The sequence below is a fragment of the Chloroflexus sp. genome, from assembly GCF_034431535.1.
Lineage (GTDB): Bacteria > Chloroflexota > Chloroflexia > Chloroflexales > Chloroflexaceae > Chloroflexus.
Genome location: NZ_DAOUDC010000030.1, coordinates 1 through 20,092, shown reverse-complemented (window position 1 = coordinate 20,092; position 20,092 = coordinate 1). Strand labels below are relative to the sequence as shown.

Genomic DNA, 20,092 nt, shown 5'->3' with positions numbered 1-20,092 from the left:
GCAGATAGCAATCTCCCCCCACAACGCTCCCTCACCAACGTACCGCTACTCCTCGCGTGATGTCCACGCCTCGTACAGCTCGTCCTTAGTCTTAATGCCGAGCCGCGGCAAGGCATGGTTGACGACATAGGTCGCCGCGGTATGGCGGTTCTCCCACATCGCCTGATGCGCTTCGGGCAACTGCTCCCACGGCACCACTGCCGGCTCGGTGATCGTGATCAGACCGGCGCTGATTTCCTCGTTCATCCGCACAATCTCGTAGGCGTTCGAGAGGTGCGTACCGAAGATCTGGGCCGTCGGCATATAGATGCGGCGCTGGCGCACCCAGATCTGCGGCGCGAAGAACGAGTAGCGCCGCCCGCCGATATCCTCGAAGTAGACGATCCGGCCGGTGAAGGGCTTGATCAGCATCGCGCTCACCGCCAGCGCATCGTGGCCGGCCCGCTCGATGATCAAGTCGGGATAGCCGCGCGGGTTGTCGGGCGTGCGCAGGAAGCCGCCGACCGCGCTGCCGATAGGCTTGAAGGTCAGGTCGTTGAAGCGGCGCACCGCCTCTTTGAGACCTTGCGGATCCTTGCGCGAATCGGGCAGCGGCGGCATCGTCTCCGGCCACTCGAAATCGTCGCCAAACCGCCGCTTGAGATCGGCGATGCTGACCACGCCGCGCAGAGCTGCGCCAAAACCGAGCGATAGCAAGAACTCGCGCTGGGCATCGCTGACTGTCACCACCACGATCCGGGCCCCCATCAGGCGCGCCGCCTCGATGGATTCAAGGCCACCGCTATCAATCAAGTCACTGCTGCTGACCCCGTAGTAGATCAACACCCCCTCACCGGCGCGCAAGCCAGCCCGCCGCAGCATCTCGGTCGGCGAGGCTGCGCCGGGTTTGCCGATGAAGGTGAAGTGATAGCCGCTGCTCGCGCCGTAGAAGGTCAGGGTTGGGATATGGCCGTCACGCGGTTCACCGAGCAGTTGGAAGCTGCGCGGGAAGGCCGTCTCGCCAGCGTGCGAGACCACGTAATCGGCCAAGCGGCCATCATTCTGGGCCCGGAACATCTCGAGCAACGGATGGCCAGCCGCCTCCCATGCGGCCCATTCAGACGGGTCTTCCGGCACGCGGGTGAAGCAATTGGCGATTGCCGGATCCTTGCGGTTAATCGCCCCCTTGCCGCCGGCCCCGATCACCGTCGCCGCCCGGTCAGCCGAGCTGACCATACCGATTACATTGAGACCATTGCGCGCCGCGGTGCGGGCCGCATCGAGACCGGTACCGGTCGCGGCGCCCTCGATGAAGATCGTGCGACCGGGTTGCACGCGCAGCGTGGTAAAGAGCGCGCGATAGATCGTGCCCAGATTGAGGATATAGCTGCCCGCCGCCTCGATGGTCATATCCGGCAGCACCGGCATACACTGCGGCGCTTGCGCCACCATAAACTGCTGGTGCGAACCATCGGGCGTGTCGTTGCCTTGGATGACGAAATCGACCGCCATCGGATCAAGGCCCACCAGCGGCGAGAGCAGGCCGTTCTGACCAGAGTAGATAGCGACCAAATCGCCGATCTTCAGCCGGCCTTCGCGGCGCGCCTCTTCACCGAGTGCCACCACCAACCCGATCCCGCCCGAACCGGTCACGTGCCAGTCACGGTCGTGCTCGTCGAAGCGCGACACCGGAATGCCGGTAATCGCCCAAATATCGTTAAAGTTGACTTCCGAGGCCAGCACATAGATCAGGGCCTGATTCGTCCGTGGCCGCTCGACCGGAATAATGATCTGCTTCTCGGCCACGATCGGGTCGCCATGCATTGCTGCACCGGTCTCCGGATCGCGGATGAAGGCCTGCGCGTACTGCCACTTCGGAATCCGATCGACGCCGGGGAAGAAGGGCGAACCGATCGGCAACAGCTCTTTCTGTTCTAGCAAGAGTTGCTCCTGTTCGGGGGTGATCAGTGGCCGGCGCGTCGGCAACGGCGGGCTGTGGCGATCGAGGAACTCGCGGATACCGCGCTTGCCACCATTCGGATCGACCACTGCTTCGGCGAACAGCTTCGCCTCGTGCTCAAGACCGGCCTCGAAGCCGTGGATGAACCCGTAACGGATCGCATCTAGCGCGCGATGCACGGCGGCGTCACGCCCAACGGTATGGGACTGCTTGATGATGCGCTCAACCCGCGGATGGGCAATAATCGAGCGCAACTCATCATCGGCGAAGTGTGGGTCAGGCTTGCGCCACTCTTCGAGCTGCTCGTGGCGATGGTGGAAGGCCTTGGTGACTGCCGAATCTTTGCGCAACGAGCCATCGGGTCCAATCGCCTCGCGGGCCAGTTCGCATGCCAGCGCCAGCGCATCGTAATCGCCGGTCGCAATCCCATCGATCAAGCCCAACTCCAGCGCCTCTTCAGCCGGCACGCTCCGCCCGCCCAAGATCATCTCAAGCGCGCGCAGCAGACCGGTGCCGTTGTTGCGCTTGTAGAGCAAGCGCGGCAACCGTTGCGTACCGCCGTAACCGGGCAGCAAGCGCAGGTTGATCTCAGGCTGGCCGAACTCGGCGTAGACATCGGCTACCCGGTAATGGCAGGCCATCGCGAACTCCAGACCGCCACCGAGCGCCACACCGTTGATCGCCGCGATGCACGGCTTGTTCATACGCTCGATCTTGCGGAAGGCGAGGTGCGCGTTGTTCGGCAGCGCCATCGCCTCTTCCACCGTGTGAATCTCTTCGAGCAACTGGCGAATGTCGGCGCCGGCCACAAAGCTCTTCGCGCCTTGGCCAGTGAACACGATTACGGCCACATCATTCCGCCGGCTCAGGTGATCGATAATCGTGTTCAGCTCGTCGAGCGCGCGCTCGTTGAGCGCGTTAACCGGCGGGTTGGTCACCGTCACCACCGCCAGCTTACCGGCGCTGGCCGCCGACGGATGGTACTCGATGCGGAAGTAGCGGTAGCGCTCGATAATCTGCTGCTCTTCCGCCATGCGCTGCTTGCGCTTCCACTCGGCGATCTTAGCGGCGATCTCTTCCAGCACCTCTGGATTGCGCAGCGTGGTAGTATCGCCCAGCGGCTCATCGAGCATCATATTGCGCAGGAAACGGCGCATATACTTGCCGCTGCGCGTCTCGGGGAAGGCGCTGACTTCGATGTAATCTTCGGGCACGCTCACCGCACCCTTCTCGGTGCGCACAATCTCATCGAGCCGCCGGCGATCGGCAGCGGTCAGCCGCCGGCCCGGCGCCGGCTGGATGAAGGCGACCGGCGTCAGACCCTTCTCGCGGTGCGGCGCGCCGACCACAATACAGTTGCCGACCGGCGAGTCGGGCGTAATCTGGCGATCGCGCAGGATCGCGCCCTCGATCTCCTCGGTGCCCATGCGGTGGCCCGACACGTTGATCACGTCGTCCGAGCGACCATGGAGGGTAAAGCTGCCATCAGGGTACTTCATAGCAAAGTCGCCCTGAATGTAGCCCCACTCGCCGTTCGGCCCCCGTCGCCAGTAGGTCTTCACAAACCGCTCGGCATCGCCCTTCCACGCCCGCAGCGGGATTTCGCCGCGCAGATAGGCCTCAAAACCGGGCACATCACCCCAGATCGTGCGCGTCAGGTACGGATAGGGCGCCGTAATCACGATCTCGCCCTTCTCTTCGTAATCGGCCACCCGATAGCGCACATTGCCGCGCTCATCCGTTTCGACCACCCACACCTCGCCGGCAATCCACGGCAACGGATAGGTGTGCGCGTCAGGGCGGAGCGGGAAGTCGTTATTGCCGTAGAAATGCGTCCAAACAATGCCGCCGTGCTCGGTCGCCCAGTACGAATTGATGTACTGCGGCGTCATGATTTGCATACCGAACTGCTGCACAGCCGGGCTCACCGGCTCGGCACAGAAGGTCGCCACCCGCAGCGTTGACATATCGTAGAGCCGCACGTCTTCCACGTTCTGCGGGTTCGACATCACCGTCTTGAGGAAGGTGACGCCGGCCTTGAAGATCTGCACATCGTACCGATCGATGATGCTGGCATAGCGGCCCGACGAGGGGAAGAGCGGCGACCCCTCGGAGATCACGCCGGTCAGGCGACCAGCCATCGTCGCGGTGAGCATGTAGCTCTGGCCGGTGATCCAGCCCGGATCGGCGATGACGTAGATCGTATCACCCGGCTCAGCATCAAAGCTCACCGGCAACGTATGCAAAATGCCGGCGACATACCCGCCATGAACGTGGATCACACCCTTGGGCTTGCCGGTGCTGCCCGAGGTATAGATGATAAACATCGGGTACTCGGCATCGACCAGCTCGCACGGAACGCTGGCATACAGCGCGCGAATGAGTTGATCGTCGGGCAGGCTGAGTAGCTCAGACTCGCTGTGGACATCAATGCCGGCAGCGCGCGCGTTGGCCAAAATCTTCTCAAGGGCCGCCTCGAGCAGCTCGTGGCTCCAGCGATCGCGCCCCTCATTCCACAGAATCTCTTGGCCGGTGTGGCGCACCACAATCACCGCCTCAACCCGCGGCGGCGTTGCCACCAGCGCCTGCGCCAGCACGGTGCGAACCTTGGATTGGATACCAGCATCCAGATCGCGCATCTGGGCTAGCGCCGCCCCGACCCCGCGCATCACGTCCGATCGCTCGATGGTGATCTCACCCTCTAATGCTGCATCAACTTCGGTAAGGATCTTCTGGCGCTGGTCATCAGTCAACGGTAGCGTCGCCAGCGTATCGATCGCAATCTGGCGCACCGTTTCTACCGGCACATATGTATCGAGCGCCTGATCAGTATAGGCCTCTTTGTAGGGCACCACTTGCGCATTGCGGTAGGCGCCGTCTGAGGTGATCACTACCCGCGCGCCGGCATTGTGAATACGATCCGACAGCGTCTTGTCAGAAAAGCCGCCGAACACCGGGGTGTAAATGATTCCCAGCCGCTTAGCCGCCTCGATGTAATAGATCTGCGGCATAATATTCGGCATATTGAGCGCAATCCGGTCACCTTTCTTCAGACCGAGATCGCGCAACACTTGCGCCGCCTTCACCACCTCGACCAGCAACCGCCGCCGAGTAATCGTCTCTTGCACCACCGGCCCGCCACGACCGTTATTGAGCGAGCTGTCCCAGCGATCGCCCTCAAAGTAGAAGGCCACTTCGTCGCCATACCCCATCATCACATGCCGGTCAACTTCGTTGAAACAGGCATTGGTCAAACCGCCAAGGAACCAGCGGTAGAAGGGCGCTTCGCTATCATCAAACACCTGTTCCCACGGCTGATAGTCGGCTGGATAATCTACCTCGACCGGCGCGCCGGTGGCCGCATCAAGCCCTTCCCAGCGCTGGCTGGTCTCGTTGAAGCGGATCCAACAATGATGGGCCGGATCGTACCAGTGGATCAACGTCCGGGCAATTGCGCCATGGAAAGCGCCAGGATCGGCCAGCGCAGCAGCGCGCTGTTTTTCCCAAGCAACGCGATCCCGAATTGGATTGGAACGGGGCGCCCGTGGTGGGGCGGGGGGCGCAGTGTCGATCATCGACAGTCCTCCTCGACGCATGTCAAAACCTAATCTCCCGGTTGTGATATAGATAACAAGGGGTGCATATTATAGACTACCCCTCGTGACGCGATTCGTCAAGACTTCAATAATTGAGAATTGTTCACCGTTTACTTAACAGAGGCGCACAATTACGCAGATGCGGCTCAGATCACCCGATCAAATCTGGATTCCCGATATGCGTTCAGCGCATAGCTGTCACCAACCGCTGCCAAGCAGCAGCGTCAAGACAAGACAGAACCTTGGATTGGTCGGTGAGAACGACAGCTGGGCCATCGGCATAACGGCAGCGAATCTCCCTACCGGCAATCGTCGCATCAGCTTTACACAGCAAGGTGGTATACTAAATTATATCATCCATGGTGCAGTTACGAACAACCCATCCACTGCGCCAACCACTTGCCGCCGCTCAGAGTGTGGTTGCATCCATGCCCTTCCAACCTGCAATTGACGAGCAATTAGTGATCGACGGGATCAGCTATCAGGTATGCGCCCATCCGGCCATACCCGGACGCCCGTTTGTGCAAGAGGGTCAAAGCGGTCGGGTGATTCAATTGCGTACTGCTGGCGGGTTTGTCGCGCTCAAAGTGCAAACCCAGCTTTGCGAGCCGTCGTTGATCCAACACGCGCAGCAATTGCAGAACGTGAGCAGTATTCCCGGCCTGCAAGCAGCGCGCCGCATGATTATCACCGCCGCCAATCAACCAGCATTGGTGACAACACGGCCCGAACTCGACTATGCCATCCTGATGCCATGGGTGTATGGCCCGCCATGGCAAGAATTGATCCATCACCGTCGCCCGCTCAGCCCCAGCCAAAGTCAGGCGCTGGCCCAAGCGCTGACCAATCTGCTTGTCGAGATCGAGCAACGTGGCCTCGTGCATGGCGATCTGCAATCAGCCCATGTGATGCTCCCCGGATTGATCGATCCCGGCGCCACCGCACCGGTTGCGCTCATTGATCTCGAAACAATGCACGGCGCCGGCGTGCTCCGTCTCCCGATGCCAACACCAACTAGCCCGTACCGGCATCCGGTGCCGGCGCAAGGATTGTCAGCCGATCGCTTCGGCGGCGCGTTGCTGATCCTTGAATTGCTTGGCTGGTGTGACGATGCCGTGCGCGCTGCCGCTGCGACGGATAGCTTTTTCACGCCCGCTGATCTGCTGCAACCAACCGAACGTTACCACATCCTCCGCGATGCGCTTGCCCGCCGTTGGGGGCTGGGCCCGGCCCAAATGCTCGATCGGCTTTGGCAGAGCGCGACCCCGCTGAATTGCCCGCTCCTCAAAGAGTGGCAAGCGGTGTTGCCCTCGCCAAGAATGGCAGCCGCCGAACCGCAAGCACCGGCTATCATTGCTCCATCGCTGGACGATCCAGTTGCGCCGCTGATGACTGATGCCGCTGCGCTGCGCACCCAAGGCCAACTGGCACAGGCGCTGACCGTCTACCGTTCGGCGCTCGACCGGCTGCCCTCAGACGACCCGCGGGCCAGCGAGGTTATGCAAACTATCGACACCATCGAACGCGAATTAGCCCAAACCAGCGCTACGCCAGCCCCTCAGCGCAATCTGAATTGGTCGGCGCCGGTAGCCATTGGTGTCGTTACCATTATCTTGCTCGTTGTGCTGGCAGCGATTGGCCTCAACCGCGTGGCAACCCCCACACCAACGCCTGTGCCTGCCAACCCGGCCACTGTGACGGCTCGCACTCCCCCTCCGCTATCGCTTTCGCCTACACCGGCGCCAACCCGATCACCAGTCCTGATCCAGTCATTCCGCGTTGATCGCATTTTCCCCATCGACCTCTTCACCGGCGCGACTCCGCTTGAGTTTACCGTCCAAGGTTCAGGCCTGTCCGCCGTCCGCACGGCAACCCTGCGCGCCGCCGGCTATGACCCGATTGCCCTCGATATCATGGCCGGCAGCAGTGACAACGAATTACGCTTGCGCATCAGCACCCTGAACATCCCGTTCGCTGGTTCGGCGCCCTTTACCCTCGAACTCAATGGCACGCCCATTCCCGGCGCTGCTGTCACCCTGCGCGACTATAGCAGTGTGCGCGTGGTATCGGGCGTGCGCCCCGATTATCACTATACCGGACGGATTGAAGAAGATGCCCAAGGGGCGTTGACTCGGATTCGGGTTGAACCATCGCCTGAGAGCGCCGTGACTGAGCCTATCCGCAACGGTGATGAAGTAGATATTTTGAGCGAGCAACCGGCTGGTTGGTACCGGGTGCGCATTCGCACCAGCGCCGACTCGCGGCTGATCGGAGCGAGCGGTTATGTCGAGCGCTGGTTGATCGACAATACTGGTGTGCCACCTCCGCCTACCCCAACCGTGCCGCCGGAACCGCCGCGGCTCCGGTTCGTCAGACTCAATGGTAACGAAGATATGCGCTGCGTCTTGATCCAGATTCGCGGGATTAATACAGCCGGCTGGATCGTTTCGATTGACGGCCTGCGTCTCAGCAGCGCATTCGACGCCGGAGGCAATGCCCGCGTCTGCGGTTTGCGCCCGCGCCAAGAGGTGACGTTCACTGTGCGCGATGAGCAGGGCGCACCGGTGCGCGGCGGCGTCGGCGTTCCTAGCCGCGGCAGCGATGTGATGTTTGCCGAGTGGCGGTAGAGATGAGGGAGGAGTAAGGGCGGGTGTGTCAGGGCGGGTTTGAAACCCGCCCTTATGATGACAGTGTCTATACCATCTAGCACTCAGCCGCTCACACCAGATGGCTATAATCCGCATGCGGTTCGGCAGTGGACGGATTGAGCTTATCGACCAGTACCTCTTCCAGTACCGTGGCGGCAATCGGCAACAACGGCACTAAGCTGAGATTGTACCGTTCGCTGGCCTCGCCCTCGAACCGCAACACCCGCTGCCCAAAGAAGATCAGCGCCGGTAACGAGGCAGGCAACGCCACCAAGACAATCCCGCGCGGCACCCACCGCTCACGAGGTAATTGGCCGATCAACGCCTGCCCAATGGTGACGACCAAGAACGTATTGAAGAGTAACCGGGTGTGCTCGAACGTGCTTTCGTTGCGCAAACTCAAGTAGGGAATCTTCGGCCAAAACTGGCGTGAGTTGCCGTGGAGAATAATCATCACGATCACATCAGCAACGATGAAGCCGAGGGCATGCAAAATTCGTTTGAGCATACACTACACTCCTTCACAATGCCGCACTGTGTTATCCTCATCATAGCATCATAGCACCCCGATGCGCCGAAAAAAAGACGTTTCGCTTCACCGCAACCATAGTTATAAGATTTATACTTAGCAAGGAAGTCTCGCATGGCATCACTGATCTTGATGAGCAGCGGCATCCTCGCCATCCTTGGCACAGCGACGTTGGCCGCCGTTGCCTATTGGCTTGACCGCCGGCTCGCCGCTATCCAGCAGACCCCAACATGGCCAGTCGGCGATCTGCTCGATCGTGTGCGCGCCGGGTTACTGCCCATCGGTACTGCTGTCGAAGTAACAGGGATCACGGAAACGCAGACGCCGCTCCGCGCACCCTACAGCGATACGTCGTGCGTCACCTTTCGCTACGTGGTGCATGAAGAGCGCGAACAAGGTGCGGGCCGCGCTTGGGACGGCAAGCCAAGAAAGACCGCAACCGCCTTCGGCGACGACTATACCCAGTCCGTACCTGAGTTTCAGGTGCGCGATCCCAGCGGCGCGATCACAATCGTAACCGCCGGCGCTAGCTTTGACCTGCGGGAAACCGTCGCTCGCTACGAAGAGATGACTGGCCTTGGCGGCAGTGAGCGCGAAATCTGGCGCCAAGAATGGGCGTTGCCGACCAGCAGTCCGGTCTTTGTCCACGGCTATCTGCGCCAACTCGGTGCTAACCCCCAGATTGGCGCCAATCCCCGCCAACGCGGGCTGTTTCTGATCTCGTTTCAGCCAGAACGATCCTTGCACCGGAGTCTTGGTCGCCGCAGCTTGTTATTCTATGCATTGGGCGACATTAGCGCCGGCGCCGGCATTGTCGCCATCGTGATCGGCTTGCTCGTTTGACGACATGGGCCGCTCAGAGTATAGTACAGGCAAGACGGCGACGCGATCTGTTCGTACCTTGCCGTTTGGCGTCAGCAGTTGTTCTCATTCCCCTGCGCTGGCCGCGGGGGGTTTTTTGTACATCACCACTTGCACGGAGGAATGTATGGGCATCGCTTGGGAGGAAAAATTTGCGCGCGAAGGGCTTACCTTCGATGATGTCCTGCTGATACCGGCTGAGTCGAATGTCTTGCCCGCTACGGTTGATGTGAGCACATGGCTCACGCGCAACATTCGCCTCAATATTCCGATCGTCAGCGCCGCAATGGATACCGTCACCGAGCACCGGCTGGCCATCGCGCTGGCCCGCGAGGGCGGTATCGGCATTATTCACAAGAATATGCCAATCGCCCAACAGGCCGAGATGGTACGCAAGGTGAAACGCTCTGAGAGCGGGATGATTACCGACCCCATCACCTTGCCGCCCGATCGCACCGTCGGCGATGCGCTTGACTTAATGGCTGAGTACAAAATCTCTGGCGTGCCCGTCACTACCGCCGATGGCGATCTGGTTGGCATTATCACCAACCGCGACCTGCGCTTCGAGACCGACCGTAATCGCCCCATCCGCGAGCTGATGACCTCGCGTAATCTCGTAACCGTGCCCGAAGGCACCACCCTCGAAGAGGCCAAAGAAGTCCTCCATCGCCACCGGATCGAGAAGGTGCTGGTTGTCGATGAACGCGGCAAGCTGAGCGGGATGATCACCGTCAAAGATATTATGAAGCGGATCGAGTACCCCAACGCTTGCAAAGATGATATGGGACGGCTGCGCGTCGGCGCAGCCGTTGGCGTTAGCGGCGACTATCTCGAACGGGCTGCCGAGCTGGTGCGCGCCGGAGTTGATGTGTTGGTCGTCGATACCGCCCACGGCCATTCGCGCGGCGTGCTCGATGCGGTCGTCAAGCTGCGCGAGCTGTTCCCCCGCGTCGAAATCATCGGCGGCAATGTCTCGACCGCTGCCGCCACCATCGCTCTGATCGAGCGCGGCGTTGATGGCGTGAAAGTCGGGCAAGGCCCCGGCTCGATCTGCACCACCCGCGTCGTGACCGGCGCCGGCATGCCGCAGATTACCGCCATTTATGATTGCGCCCGTGCCGCCGAACCCTACGAGATTCCGATTATCGCCGATGGCGGGATCAAGTATTCGGGTGATATTCCCAAGGCGATTGCCGCTGGCGCTCATAGTGTTATGATCGGTTCGATCTTCGCCGGCACCGAGGAAAGTCCCGGCGAGCTGATCCTCTACGAAGGCCGCAGCTACAAGAGCTATCGTGGCATGGGCAGCATTGGCGCGATGCAGCACGGCGGCGGCGACCGCTACTTCCAGACCAACGTTACCGAAGCGCGTAAACTAGTAGCCGAAGGTATCGAAGGCATGGTTCCGTTCAAAGGCCCGCTCAGCGACACCGTCTACCAACTGGTCGGCGGTTTGCGCGCTGGGATGGGGTATGCCGGCGCACCGAATATCGAAGCCGTCCGTCGCGACGCCCGTTTCATCCGCATCACTACTGCCGGCCAAATCGAGAGCCATCCGCACGATGTCGTGATTACCAAGCAGGCGCCGAATTACGGCGGTCGCCAGTAAGAGTGAGGAATGCGCCGTGAATGAGTCGTTGATCCCAAAAGGTTTCGCCGATCTGGTCGGGCCGATGCGCACAGCCCACGAACGCATCTTGGCCGATCTGCACCACCACCGGATCGAACTGCCACCGCCGCCGCATCTGCCGCCGGCCCGCGCGCAAGGCATCGCCGCCGCCCGCGCGTACCCAATGCAGGGGGTGCTGAAATATCACGGCCTCAGCGACTGGACGCAGCGCATCGCCTTTTTACCTTCAATTTCGCTCAATAACGCCGCGGCTCACACGATGACGCTGGTTGAGTTCGATCCGGCCATATCCGCCGATAGCGCCATCATCGGCGGTAAACCGGCGCAAGGCCGCGAGCTCGAACGGATCGTCACGGTGCTCGATGCCGTGCGTGAGTTGGCCGGTGTCACTAGCCATGCCCGCGTCGTCTCGCGCAATGTGTTGCGCACTCGTGTCGCCGGTAAAGGCTTGGGCACCAGCGCCTCGGCTGCCGCCGCATTGGCCTGCGCGGCGGTCGGCGCCCTTTTTGGCCCTGAATTGGCTGGCCACACACGCTTTATCTCCACCCTCGCCCGCCGGCTGGCCGGCTCTGGCTGCCGCAGCGCCGCCGGCGGCTTGGCCCTCTGGCTCAGTTACCCCGGCATTCCGCCGTCAGAAAGCTTCGCTGTCCGCCTTGACCAAGACCACGAGCTTGAGGATGTCGCGCTGATTACGGTGCCGATTGACTCGCGGGTCGGTTTGAAGACCGAACAGGCTCATCACGACGCGCCTAACAGTATCTTCTTCCGGGCATGGATTCATTCGCGCGGCGAGGAGGTGCGCGAGTGCATCGCCGCCGCCCGCCGCGGCGATTGGCAAACCATCGGCCAACTCGCCGAACTCGACAGTATGCGCCTGCACGGCGTCACGATGTCTGGTTCGCGCGAGCAGAAGATTATTGGGTGGGAGCCGGAAAATATCACACTGTTCCGGCTTTGCAACGATCTGCGCGCCCGTGGCGTGCCGGTTTATGCGAGCACCGATACCGGTCCGACCGTGGTCTTCATCACCCGCCGCGATCTCGCCCCCTCGGTAACGGTGGCTATCCACGATTTGGGCTTGGGGTTAGAAACCGTCCAAGCCCCGATCGGCGGCCCAGCCCATCTGATCACGGTGGAAGAGGCGCTCAGCGAGCTGTCGTAAGCATTGCGCAAGCACCTCGAGCGCAGGGATGCCTCCTGTCGTATCCCTGCGCATCTAACCACACGTTGGCTCGGCAGAGCAGATCTGGCGATGGGCTGATCAAGCGCGACCCAGATGGGCGCAATCGTGGAGCCTACGCTTGCGTTCAATACCCAGCGCTGGCGCAACCGGCAAGCCAAGAGCATATGAGCCGGCTCATTACATTGCAGCGGTGCAGCATTTGTTCACGCTCTTAGCCCAACGGCGAATCAAGGATGCGTTGGCTGGCGGCGTTACGCTACTGCACTATGTGTGCAAGGACGCAACACCCATGATCTCGATGTTATAATGGCGGCGACGGCCTTGAAAAAGCTGCCGGAACTGACCATCTTGCAGCAAGATAACGATGTTGTCCGAGCGATGTTTGCTGAATGACCGGTAGACATTCTCTTGACGCGCAATGCGTTGTTCCGGCATGTCTACTGCCGGTATGTCCAACCGGTTGCACTCCTTGAACAACCCGTACCGATTGTGACTGTTGAGGGTTTGTTGTTGCTTAAACTTTATGCGCTGCCCTCACTTTACCGGCAAGGCAACTTCGCCCGAATTGGGTTGTACGAAAACGATATTGCTACCCTCATCCACATACTATCGGCCAGACGTGACAGCACCCTTGCAAACATTATCCGCGTATATTACCCCCCTCTGATCTCGTCGAGATCGAAGCAATCTTCACCGATCTGCAACGGCGCAGCCAGTGCTTTGGTCAGCAATAATCTTGCGCCTACCCCACCACCACCAACGCTAAATCATTCACATTCGTGCCGGTCGGGCCGGGCCGCAAGAGGTCATCAAGCGCGGCAAAGAAGGGGTAGGCGTCGTTGCGGCGCAGATGGTCGAGCGGATCAAGACCTAATGCCCGCGCTCGCGCTACCGTCGCACCGGTCGCCACCGCGCCGGCAGCATCGGTCGGGCCATCGCCGCCATCGGTGGCCAACGTAATCACCGCTGCATCGGCCAAGCCCGCTAACGCCAGCGCGGCACTCAGCGCCAATTCTTGATTGCGCCCGCCAAGCCCCGTCCCCCGCAGCGTAACGGTCGTTTCGCCGCCGGCAATCACACAGGCCGGACGAGCGAACGGATGGCCGCTGGTGGCAATCTCACGGGCAATCGCGGCCAGCACCTTCCCTACCTCACGCGCCTCTCCCTCAAGCGAGGTGGTGAGCAATAGAGTATGAAAACCGGCGGCCTGCGCTGCGGCCAAGGCAGCGTGCGCCGCTTGCGCATTGCTCCCGATCAATACATGCTGTATCTTCGCCAACACCGGATCACCCGGCTTGAGCGTTTCGGGCTGTTCGCCGCGCGCGCCTGCCGTTAGGTAGGCAAGGATGGTCGGCGGACACCGATCGCGCAGTTCGTAGTGATCGAGCAGCGCCAAGGCATCGGCAAACGTAGTCGGATCGGCGACCGTCGGGCCAGAGGCAATGACGTCAAGCGGACTCCCGACCACATCTGAGAGGATCAGCGTGATTAGCGTCGCCGGAGCCGCCAACCGGGCCAAGCCGCCGCCTTTGAGCCGGTCAAGGTGCTTGCGCAGCGTGTTGATTGCGCCAATTGGCGCGCCGCAGGTGAGCAATTCGGCGGTCAATCGCTGCAGAGCGGCGAGGGTCACGCCGGGAACCGGCAGGTTGAGCAAGGCCGACCCGCCGCCCGAAATCAGGGCAATGACTAGATCACGTTCATTGGCTTGATCCAAGAGATCCGCAATCTGCTGCCCCGCAGCGACGCTGCGCTCGTCAGGGGTAGGATGGGCCGCCTGCACGAGTTGCACACCGGGGATCGCCGGTAACAGCGCACCGTCATCTTTCACCACGACGATCCCGCGGCTGAGCCGGTCGCCAAGCGTGGCTGCCGCTGCTTGCGCCATCGCGGCTCCAGCCTTCCCCGCACCCACCAACCAAACCCGCTCAAACACGCGCAGATCGTAGCGGCGCTCGCCAGCGATCAACCAGTCACCTTCGCGACGCAATGAGACGGCTGTGGCTTGGACTGGATCGACCGCAGCCAACGCTGCTGCCATCACCTGAGCCACAGCCTTGCCCCACGGCGCTGATCGTAACGAGGCCGTTAACAATCGCTCAGACATTGAAGAGGAAATGGCAGATGTCACCATCTTGGACGATGTATTGCTTGCCTTCCATACGCACGTGACCGGCCTTCTTAGCCTCATGCATGCTGCCGGCAGCGATAAGATCGTGATAGGCCACAATTTCGGCCCGGATAAAGCCGCGCTGAATATCGGAATGGATCACTCCCGCCGCTTCGACCGCCGGCGTCCCGTGCGGGATGGGCCATGCGCGCACCTCGTCGGGGCCGGCAGTGAGAAAGCTGATCAGGCCGAGCAAGGCATAGCTCGCCTTAATCACCCGATCGCGGGCCGGGGCCGTAATGCTGAGGTCTTCCATAAACGCGCGCGCTTCTTCATCATCGAGCTGGGCCAGCTCGGCCTCGATCTTGCCGCAGAGCGGCTCGACCGCGCTGTTGCGATGAGGATACACAATCTGCGGCGGATGGGCGATATCAGCTTCACCAATATTCGGCGCAATCAGCATCGGCTTGGCGGTGAGGAACTGGTAGCCGCGAATCATGCGCGCCTCGTCATCAGTCAGTTCCAATGCACGAATTGGTATCTCGGCTTCGAGAGCCTCGCGCAGCCGCTGCAACAGATCGCGCTCGGCGGTGCGCAGTTCTTTCTCTTTGGCCGGCAACTTCGGGATCTCGGCGTTGAGCCGGTTGAGCCGGCGCTCAATAATGCCCAGATCGGAAAAGGCCAATTCAAGATCAACCGCAGCAATATCACGCTGCGGATCAACCGAGCCATTGGGATGGGGAACGGTTGGATCCTCAAACGCGCGCACCACATGCAAGAGTGCATCAGCCGAGGCAATATAGTTCAGCAAGACCGGCGGCAAGCCGCCGCCGGTGCGACCGCTGCCGCTGAGACCGCCAATATCAACGTACTGGACATCGGCGGAGGTAATCTTGCGAGGTTTAAACATTTGCGCCAGCACATCGAGCCGCGGGTCGGGCACCTTTACCGTCGCCAAATTCGGCTCAAGCTGCCCCGATGAATAGGCCGCCGTCTCGGCATGGCCGCGGGTCAGCGCATTAAAGACTGTTGTTTTGCCGCTGTTGGGCAAGCCAATAATTGCTATTTTCATCGCTACGTCCTCGCGCGGTTCTTCTCATTGCTGCACACTATACCATAAGTTGCCGGCGCCCTCCGCCTGCACTTCGCGCTGCATATTTGCGAAGCTTGTCACAAAATTGCATATCGTTTGCACAAAAAATTGTGGTACTATAGATGGAGATGAGCCCGTAACCAGCCAAGTGCCGTCACCATGGCGTGACAAAGGATGCGAGGTATGCCGCGCGCACAGCTAATGCACAATATGCAAAAACATGTCACCTAAACCACGTTGTCAAATTCGCATTTTCGGCATTATATTAGGAAAGAAAGATATTGGCACGTCTGAGTATTTGACGCAAAAGCAAAACGGTTCTATAATACCGTCAGGTTTACACCGTGCAGTTCGCTTCCTGAACAGGGTAACGCAGCATGGCACAGATCTTCCCCCGCAATGCCAACCTTCTGGCTCGCCTAAGCATCTTCGCGCTCGTCTTGCTCGTCGTCGAAGGCATCCTCATTCTCGGCGTCTACTTCCGCTCCAACTACTTCCGGCAAGTGAACGTGGCAATCGAACAGCCGGTGGCGTTCAGCCATCAACTCCACTACAACATCGTCGGCATCGATTGTCGCTACTGCCACGTCTCGGTCGACCAATCGTATTTCGCCAATATTCCGGCGACCGAAACGTGTATGACCTGCCACTCGCAGATCAAGACCTACAGTCCCCTGTTGGAGAAGGTGCGCGAGAGCTACGCCACCGGTAAACCGATTGAGTGGGTAAAAGTGTACGACCTGCCCAATTTCGTGTACTTCAACCACTCGATCCACGTCAACAAGGGCATCGGCTGCTCGACCTGTCACGGGCAAGTGAACAATATGCCGGTGGTCTGGCAGCAGCAGGCGCTGTATATGGGTTGGTGCCTCAACTGTCACCGCAATCCTGAATTGTACGTCCGGCCACGTGAAGAGGTCTACAACATGGATTACGTACCACCGTCGAACCAACTGGAGATCGGTCGCCGGTTGGTGGCGGAATACGGCATCATGCCGCCCGATCAGTTGACCAACTGTTACGTGTGCCATCGCTAAGCCGCTCGACTGCGTGCCGCCCAGGTTCAAACGGCACGCCTATGTGCCCGCTGGATTCATTAGCAACGGTGGTGGTAAACAACCATGACACAGCAGCAACCTGACCTCGAGGCCATTCGCGCTCAGTTGCGCGACGCGCGCGGACCGCAGTTCTGGCGTTCGCTCGATCAACTGGCCGATTCGCCGGCGTTCCGCGAACTGGTGGAGCGCGAGTTTCCGCGCGGCGCGAGCGAGATGAGCGATGGAATGAGCCGGCGCACATTCCTGAAACTGATGGGGGCCTCGTTAGCCTTGGCGGGCGTGACGGCCTGCACCTATCAGCCGCGCCAGTATATCGCGCCCTTTGATCGCCAACCGGAAGGCCGCATTCCCGGCGTCCCCCAGTTTTTCGCCTCTACGCTCACCCTCGGCGGCTATGGTGCTGGGGTGCTCGTGCGCGCAAACGAAGGGCGCCCGACCAAGGTGGAAGGCAACCCGCGTCACCCGGCCAGCCTTGGCGGTACCGATCTGTTTGCGCAGGCCGAGATTTTGACGATGTATGATCCCGACCGCTCGACAACCGTGTTGCGGCAGGGGGTGGCAAGCACGTGGGCCGAGTTTACCGCGACGCTGACCAATGCGCTGACGGCAGCCCAAGCGTCACAGGGGTCCGGTGTGCGGCTGTTGACCACCAATGTCACATCGCCATCGCTGGCTGCACAGATCGAGCAGTTTTTGCAGGCCTACCCGCAGGCACGCTGGTACCAGTACGAGCCGGTCAACCGCGACAACGTGGTTGAAGGCGCGCGCCTCGCCTTTGGCCGCGATGTCACCGCCCGCTACGATCTGTCAAAGACGCTGGTCATCGTCAGTCTTGATGCCGACTTCCTTGCCCCCGGCCCCGGCTTCGGCGCGTATGCCCGCGCTTTCGCCGATGCGCGCAAGGTGCGCAAGGGCAGCAGCGAGATGAACCGGCTGTATGTGGTCGAGGCCAGCCCCTCAACCACCGGCACTGCCGCTGATCACCGGCTGCCGCTGCGTGCCGATGCCATCGCTGCCTTTACCGGCGCCTTGGCCCACGAATTGGGGGTTGGCGGCGCTCCGGCTGCGCTTGGCCCGAAGGCGGAAGAGTTCCTGAAAGCGATCGCCAAAGACCTCGAAGAGCATCGGGGCCGCGTGGTGGTGATTGCCGGCGATCAGCAGCCGCCAGTGGTGCATGCCCTTGCTCATCTGATCAACGCCGATCTTGGTAACGTCGGCCAAACGGTCTTCTACCACGAGCCGGTGGAAGCCCGCCCCACTAACCAGACCAACGATCTGGTGACGCTGGTCAGTGAGATGGCCGCTGGGCGGGTCGAGACCTTGATTATGATCGGCGGCAACCCAGTCTACAATGCTCCCGGTGACCTCCGCTTCGCCGACCGGATGGCGACAGTGCCACTGACGATTCATCTGAGCCAGTTCGTTGACGAGACATCAGTTCGGGCCACGTGGCATATTCCGCAGGCCCATCCGCTCGAGAGCTGGGGTGATGCACGCGCCTTCGATGGCACAGCTAGCATTGTCCAGCCGCTGATCGAGCCGCTTTATGGCGGGAAGACGGCCAATGAACTGCTGGCGGCGATGCTCGGCCAACCCGATGCTGACAGCTACGATCTCGTGCGCGGGTATTGGGAAGAGCAGATCGGCTCAACCAATTGGGAAAGCGCGCTGGCGACCGGCGTGATCGCCGATACGACGTCGCCGGTGATTACGCCAACCCTGAACGAAGCCGCCATTCGGGCAGCCGAGATTCCGCAGCCGGGCAGCGGCGTCGAGATCGTCTTCCGGCCTGACCCATCACTTTTCGATGGCTTCTATGCAAATAACGGTTGGCTGCAAGAGCTGCCCCGCCCGCTCACCAAGCTGGTCTGGGATAACGCGGCGCTGATGAGCCCGCGCACGGCGATTAAGCTGCTTGGCCTGCCCTTTAGCGCCGATCGTTTGGTTGGCAGCGAAGAGGACGATCGCCAACGCCAAATCTATCTCGAACAGCTCTCGAAGGTGAATGGCACGATTGCCCGCATCGAGTACCGCGGCGGGGTGGTCGAGCTGCCAATTTGGCTGCTCCCCGGCCACGCCGAAGACTCGATTACGCTGAACCTCGGTTATGGCCGCACCAATGCGGGCCGGGTCGGCAATGGCGTGGGGGTTGATGTCTACCCCATCCGCACCAGCGATAGCCCATGGTTTGGCGCCGGCGCGCGCGTGACCAATACCGGTCGCACCTACTTGCTCGTGAGCACGCAAGATCACTGGACGCTGGAAGGGCGCGATATTTATCGCGTCGGCGAGTTTAAGAAGTTTAAGGAAGACCCCAAGTACATCGCAAAAGAGGTGTACAAAGAAGAGTATGGCCGCGAGTCGCCCGGCTATCTCTCGCTGCAACCCGGTGATGATTACACCGGTCGCAATGCGTGGGGCATGACGATTAACCTCAATGCCTGCATTGGCTGCAACGCTTGTGTCGTCGCTTGCCAAGCCGAAAACAACATCGCGGTCGTCGGCAAGGATCAAGTCTCGCGCGGGCGTGAGATGCACTGGATCCGGATCGATCGCTACTACGCCGGTGACGATTTGGATAATCCTTCTACCTACATGATGCCTGTCAACTGCATGCAGTGCGAAAAGGCGCCATGTGAGGTTGTCTGCCCGGTTGCTGCCACCGTTCACGATTACGAAGGCCTTAACAACATGGTGTATAATCGCTGTGTCGGCACCAAGTATTGCTCGAACAACTGCCCGTACAAGGTGCGGCGGTTTAACTTCTTGCAGTACAGTGATACGACAACCGAGACCTTCAAGCTCGCATTCAACCCAGATGTGACGGTGCGCATCCGAGGTGTGATGGAGAAGTGTACCTACTGCGTGCAGCGCATTAGCGGGGCGCGCATTGCTGCCAAACGCGCAGCGGTGCAGGCTGGCCAGTCGTCGTATGTCATTAGCGATGGCGTCATTCAGACTGCCTGTGAGCAGGCATGTCCGACCGGCGCGATCGTCTTTGGCGATATTAACGACACCACCAGCCGTGTCGCCAAGTGGAAGGCGGAAGGGCACAACTACGGCCTGCTCGGCTTCCTGAACACTGTCCCGCGCACGACATATCTGGCCCGTGTCCGCAACCCGTCTGAGGATCTAGAAAAGGTGGAAGGCTAGCGATGGCACAGGCGCAACCACTCCGAACCCGGCCCGTCGATGACGGCGAAGCCTATCTGCTGCCGGGGGAAACCTACACGTCGATCACTCAAAAGATCGGCGATGTCCCGTTAACGCCGCCGCTGAAGACCCCGAAGGGCTGGCTGGCCGGCTTTAGCGTGGCGTTCTTCTTGCTGATGATCTTCTTTGTGGCGGTGACGTGGCTGTTCATCCGCGGCGTCGGTATCTGGGGTATCAATATCCCGGTCGGCTGGGGCATGGACATCATCAACTTCGTGTGGTGGATCGGTATCGG

The 20,092-nt window shown here is 60.6% G+C and carries 10 protein-coding genes and 1 pseudogene; 7 read left to right on the top strand and 4 right to left on the bottom strand.

What is annotated here, in order from left to right:
- Positions 1-45 precede the first annotated feature (45 nt).
- Positions 46-5,514, bottom strand: a complete 5,469-nt coding sequence (pcs, locus tag U9R61_RS08290) for a propionyl-CoA synthase subunit Pcs (RefSeq protein WP_322488347.1) — start codon at positions 5,512-5,514, stop codon at positions 46-48.
- Between the two features lie 449 nt (positions 5,515-5,963).
- Between pcs and U9R61_RS08285 the strand changes: the two genes are divergently transcribed.
- Positions 5,964-8,162: a serine/threonine protein phosphatase gene (locus tag U9R61_RS08285; protein WP_322488346.1), complete on the top strand. Its 2,199-nt coding sequence runs from the start codon at positions 5,964-5,966 to the stop codon at positions 8,160-8,162.
- Between the two features lie 91 nt (positions 8,163-8,253).
- Here U9R61_RS08285 and U9R61_RS08280 read toward each other — a convergent pair whose 3' ends face one another.
- Positions 8,254-8,691, bottom strand: coding sequence for a hypothetical protein (locus U9R61_RS08280; protein WP_322488345.1), 438 nt, complete (start codon positions 8,689-8,691; stop codon positions 8,254-8,256).
- A 135-nt stretch (positions 8,692-8,826) separates the two neighbouring features.
- Here U9R61_RS08280 and U9R61_RS08275 point away from each other — a divergent pair, with 135 nt between their 5' ends.
- The 3 genes from U9R61_RS08275 to U9R61_RS08265 all read left to right on the top strand — a co-directional run bounded on the left by U9R61_RS08275 (position 8,827) and on the right by U9R61_RS08265 (position 12,365).
- Positions 8,827-9,555 carry a GIDE domain-containing protein gene (locus tag U9R61_RS08275; RefSeq protein ID WP_322488344.1) on the top strand — a complete coding sequence of 243 codons (729 nt, stop codon included), beginning with the start codon at positions 8,827-8,829 and terminating at the stop codon, positions 9,553-9,555.
- Positions 9,556-9,700: 145 nt separating this feature from the next.
- The gene (gene guaB / locus U9R61_RS08270; protein ID WP_322488343.1) at positions 9,701-11,182 is read left to right on the top strand and encodes an IMP dehydrogenase; all 1,482 of its coding nucleotides are present in this window, start codon (positions 9,701-9,703) and stop codon (positions 11,180-11,182) included.
- Positions 11,183-11,198: 16 nt separating this feature from the next.
- Positions 11,199-12,365: a GHMP kinase gene (locus U9R61_RS08265; protein WP_322488342.1), complete on the top strand. Its 1,167-nt coding sequence runs from the start codon at positions 11,199-11,201 to the stop codon at positions 12,363-12,365.
- Positions 12,366-13,128: 763 nt separating this feature from the next.
- Here the strand turns inward: U9R61_RS08265 and U9R61_RS08260 are convergent.
- Together U9R61_RS08260 and ychF are read right to left on the bottom strand one after the other, a co-directional pair.
- Complete coding sequence (locus U9R61_RS08260) at positions 13,129-14,490, bottom strand: glycerate kinase type-2 family protein (protein ID WP_416208831.1); 1,362 nt, start codon at positions 14,488-14,490, stop codon at positions 13,129-13,131.
- The gene (gene ychF / locus U9R61_RS08255) at positions 14,483-15,565 is read right to left on the bottom strand and encodes a redox-regulated ATPase YchF (RefSeq protein WP_322488340.1); all 1,083 of its coding nucleotides are present in this window, start codon (positions 15,563-15,565) and stop codon (positions 14,483-14,485) included. The genes U9R61_RS08260 and ychF overlap by 8 nt, the downstream gene beginning before the upstream one ends.
- Positions 15,566-15,963: 398 nt before the next feature.
- Here ychF and U9R61_RS08250 point away from each other — a divergent pair, with 398 nt between their 5' ends.
- The 3 genes and pseudogenes from U9R61_RS08250 to U9R61_RS08240 all read left to right on the top strand — a co-directional run.
- Positions 15,964-16,623: a cytochrome c3 family protein gene (locus U9R61_RS08250; RefSeq protein ID WP_322488339.1), complete on the top strand. Its 660-nt coding sequence runs from the start codon at positions 15,964-15,966 to the stop codon at positions 16,621-16,623.
- An 84-nt stretch (positions 16,624-16,707) separates the two neighbouring features.
- On the top strand, positions 16,708-19,797 hold the full coding sequence (locus tag U9R61_RS08245; RefSeq protein ID WP_322488338.1) for a TAT-variant-translocated molybdopterin oxidoreductase: 3,090 nt from the start codon (positions 16,708-16,710) through the stop codon (positions 19,795-19,797).
- A gap of 2 nt (positions 19,798-19,799) precedes the next feature.
- Positions 19,800-20,092 (top strand): annotated as a pseudogene (locus U9R61_RS08240) (hydrogenase); the annotation flags it as partial.

Excerpts from the sequence above, each read along its gene's own strand:
- guaB (WP_322488343.1), top strand. The coding sequence starts at position 9,701 with ATGGGCATCGCTTGGGAGGAAAAATTTGCGCGCGAAGGGCTTACCTTC.
- U9R61_RS08245 (WP_322488338.1), top strand. The coding sequence starts at position 16,708 with ATGACACAGCAGCAACCTGACCTCGAGGCCATTCGCGCTCAGTTGCGC.
- pcs (WP_322488347.1), bottom strand. The coding sequence starts at position 5,514 with ATGATCGACACTGCGCCCCCCGCCCCACCACGGGCGCCCCGTTCCAAT.
- ychF (WP_322488340.1), bottom strand. The coding sequence starts at position 15,565 with ATGAAAATAGCAATTATTGGCTTGCCCAACAGCGGCAAAACAACAGTC.
- U9R61_RS08275 (WP_322488344.1), top strand. The coding sequence starts at position 8,827 with ATGGCATCACTGATCTTGATGAGCAGCGGCATCCTCGCCATCCTTGGC.
- U9R61_RS08250 (WP_322488339.1), top strand. The coding sequence starts at position 15,964 with ATGGCACAGATCTTCCCCCGCAATGCCAACCTTCTGGCTCGCCTAAGC.
- U9R61_RS08280 (WP_322488345.1), bottom strand. The coding sequence starts at position 8,691 with ATGCTCAAACGAATTTTGCATGCCCTCGGCTTCATCGTTGCTGATGTG.
- U9R61_RS08285 (WP_322488346.1), top strand. The coding sequence starts at position 5,964 with ATGCCCTTCCAACCTGCAATTGACGAGCAATTAGTGATCGACGGGATC.
- U9R61_RS08260 (WP_416208831.1), bottom strand. The coding sequence starts at position 14,490 with ATGTCTGAGCGATTGTTAACGGCCTCGTTACGATCAGCGCCGTGGGGC.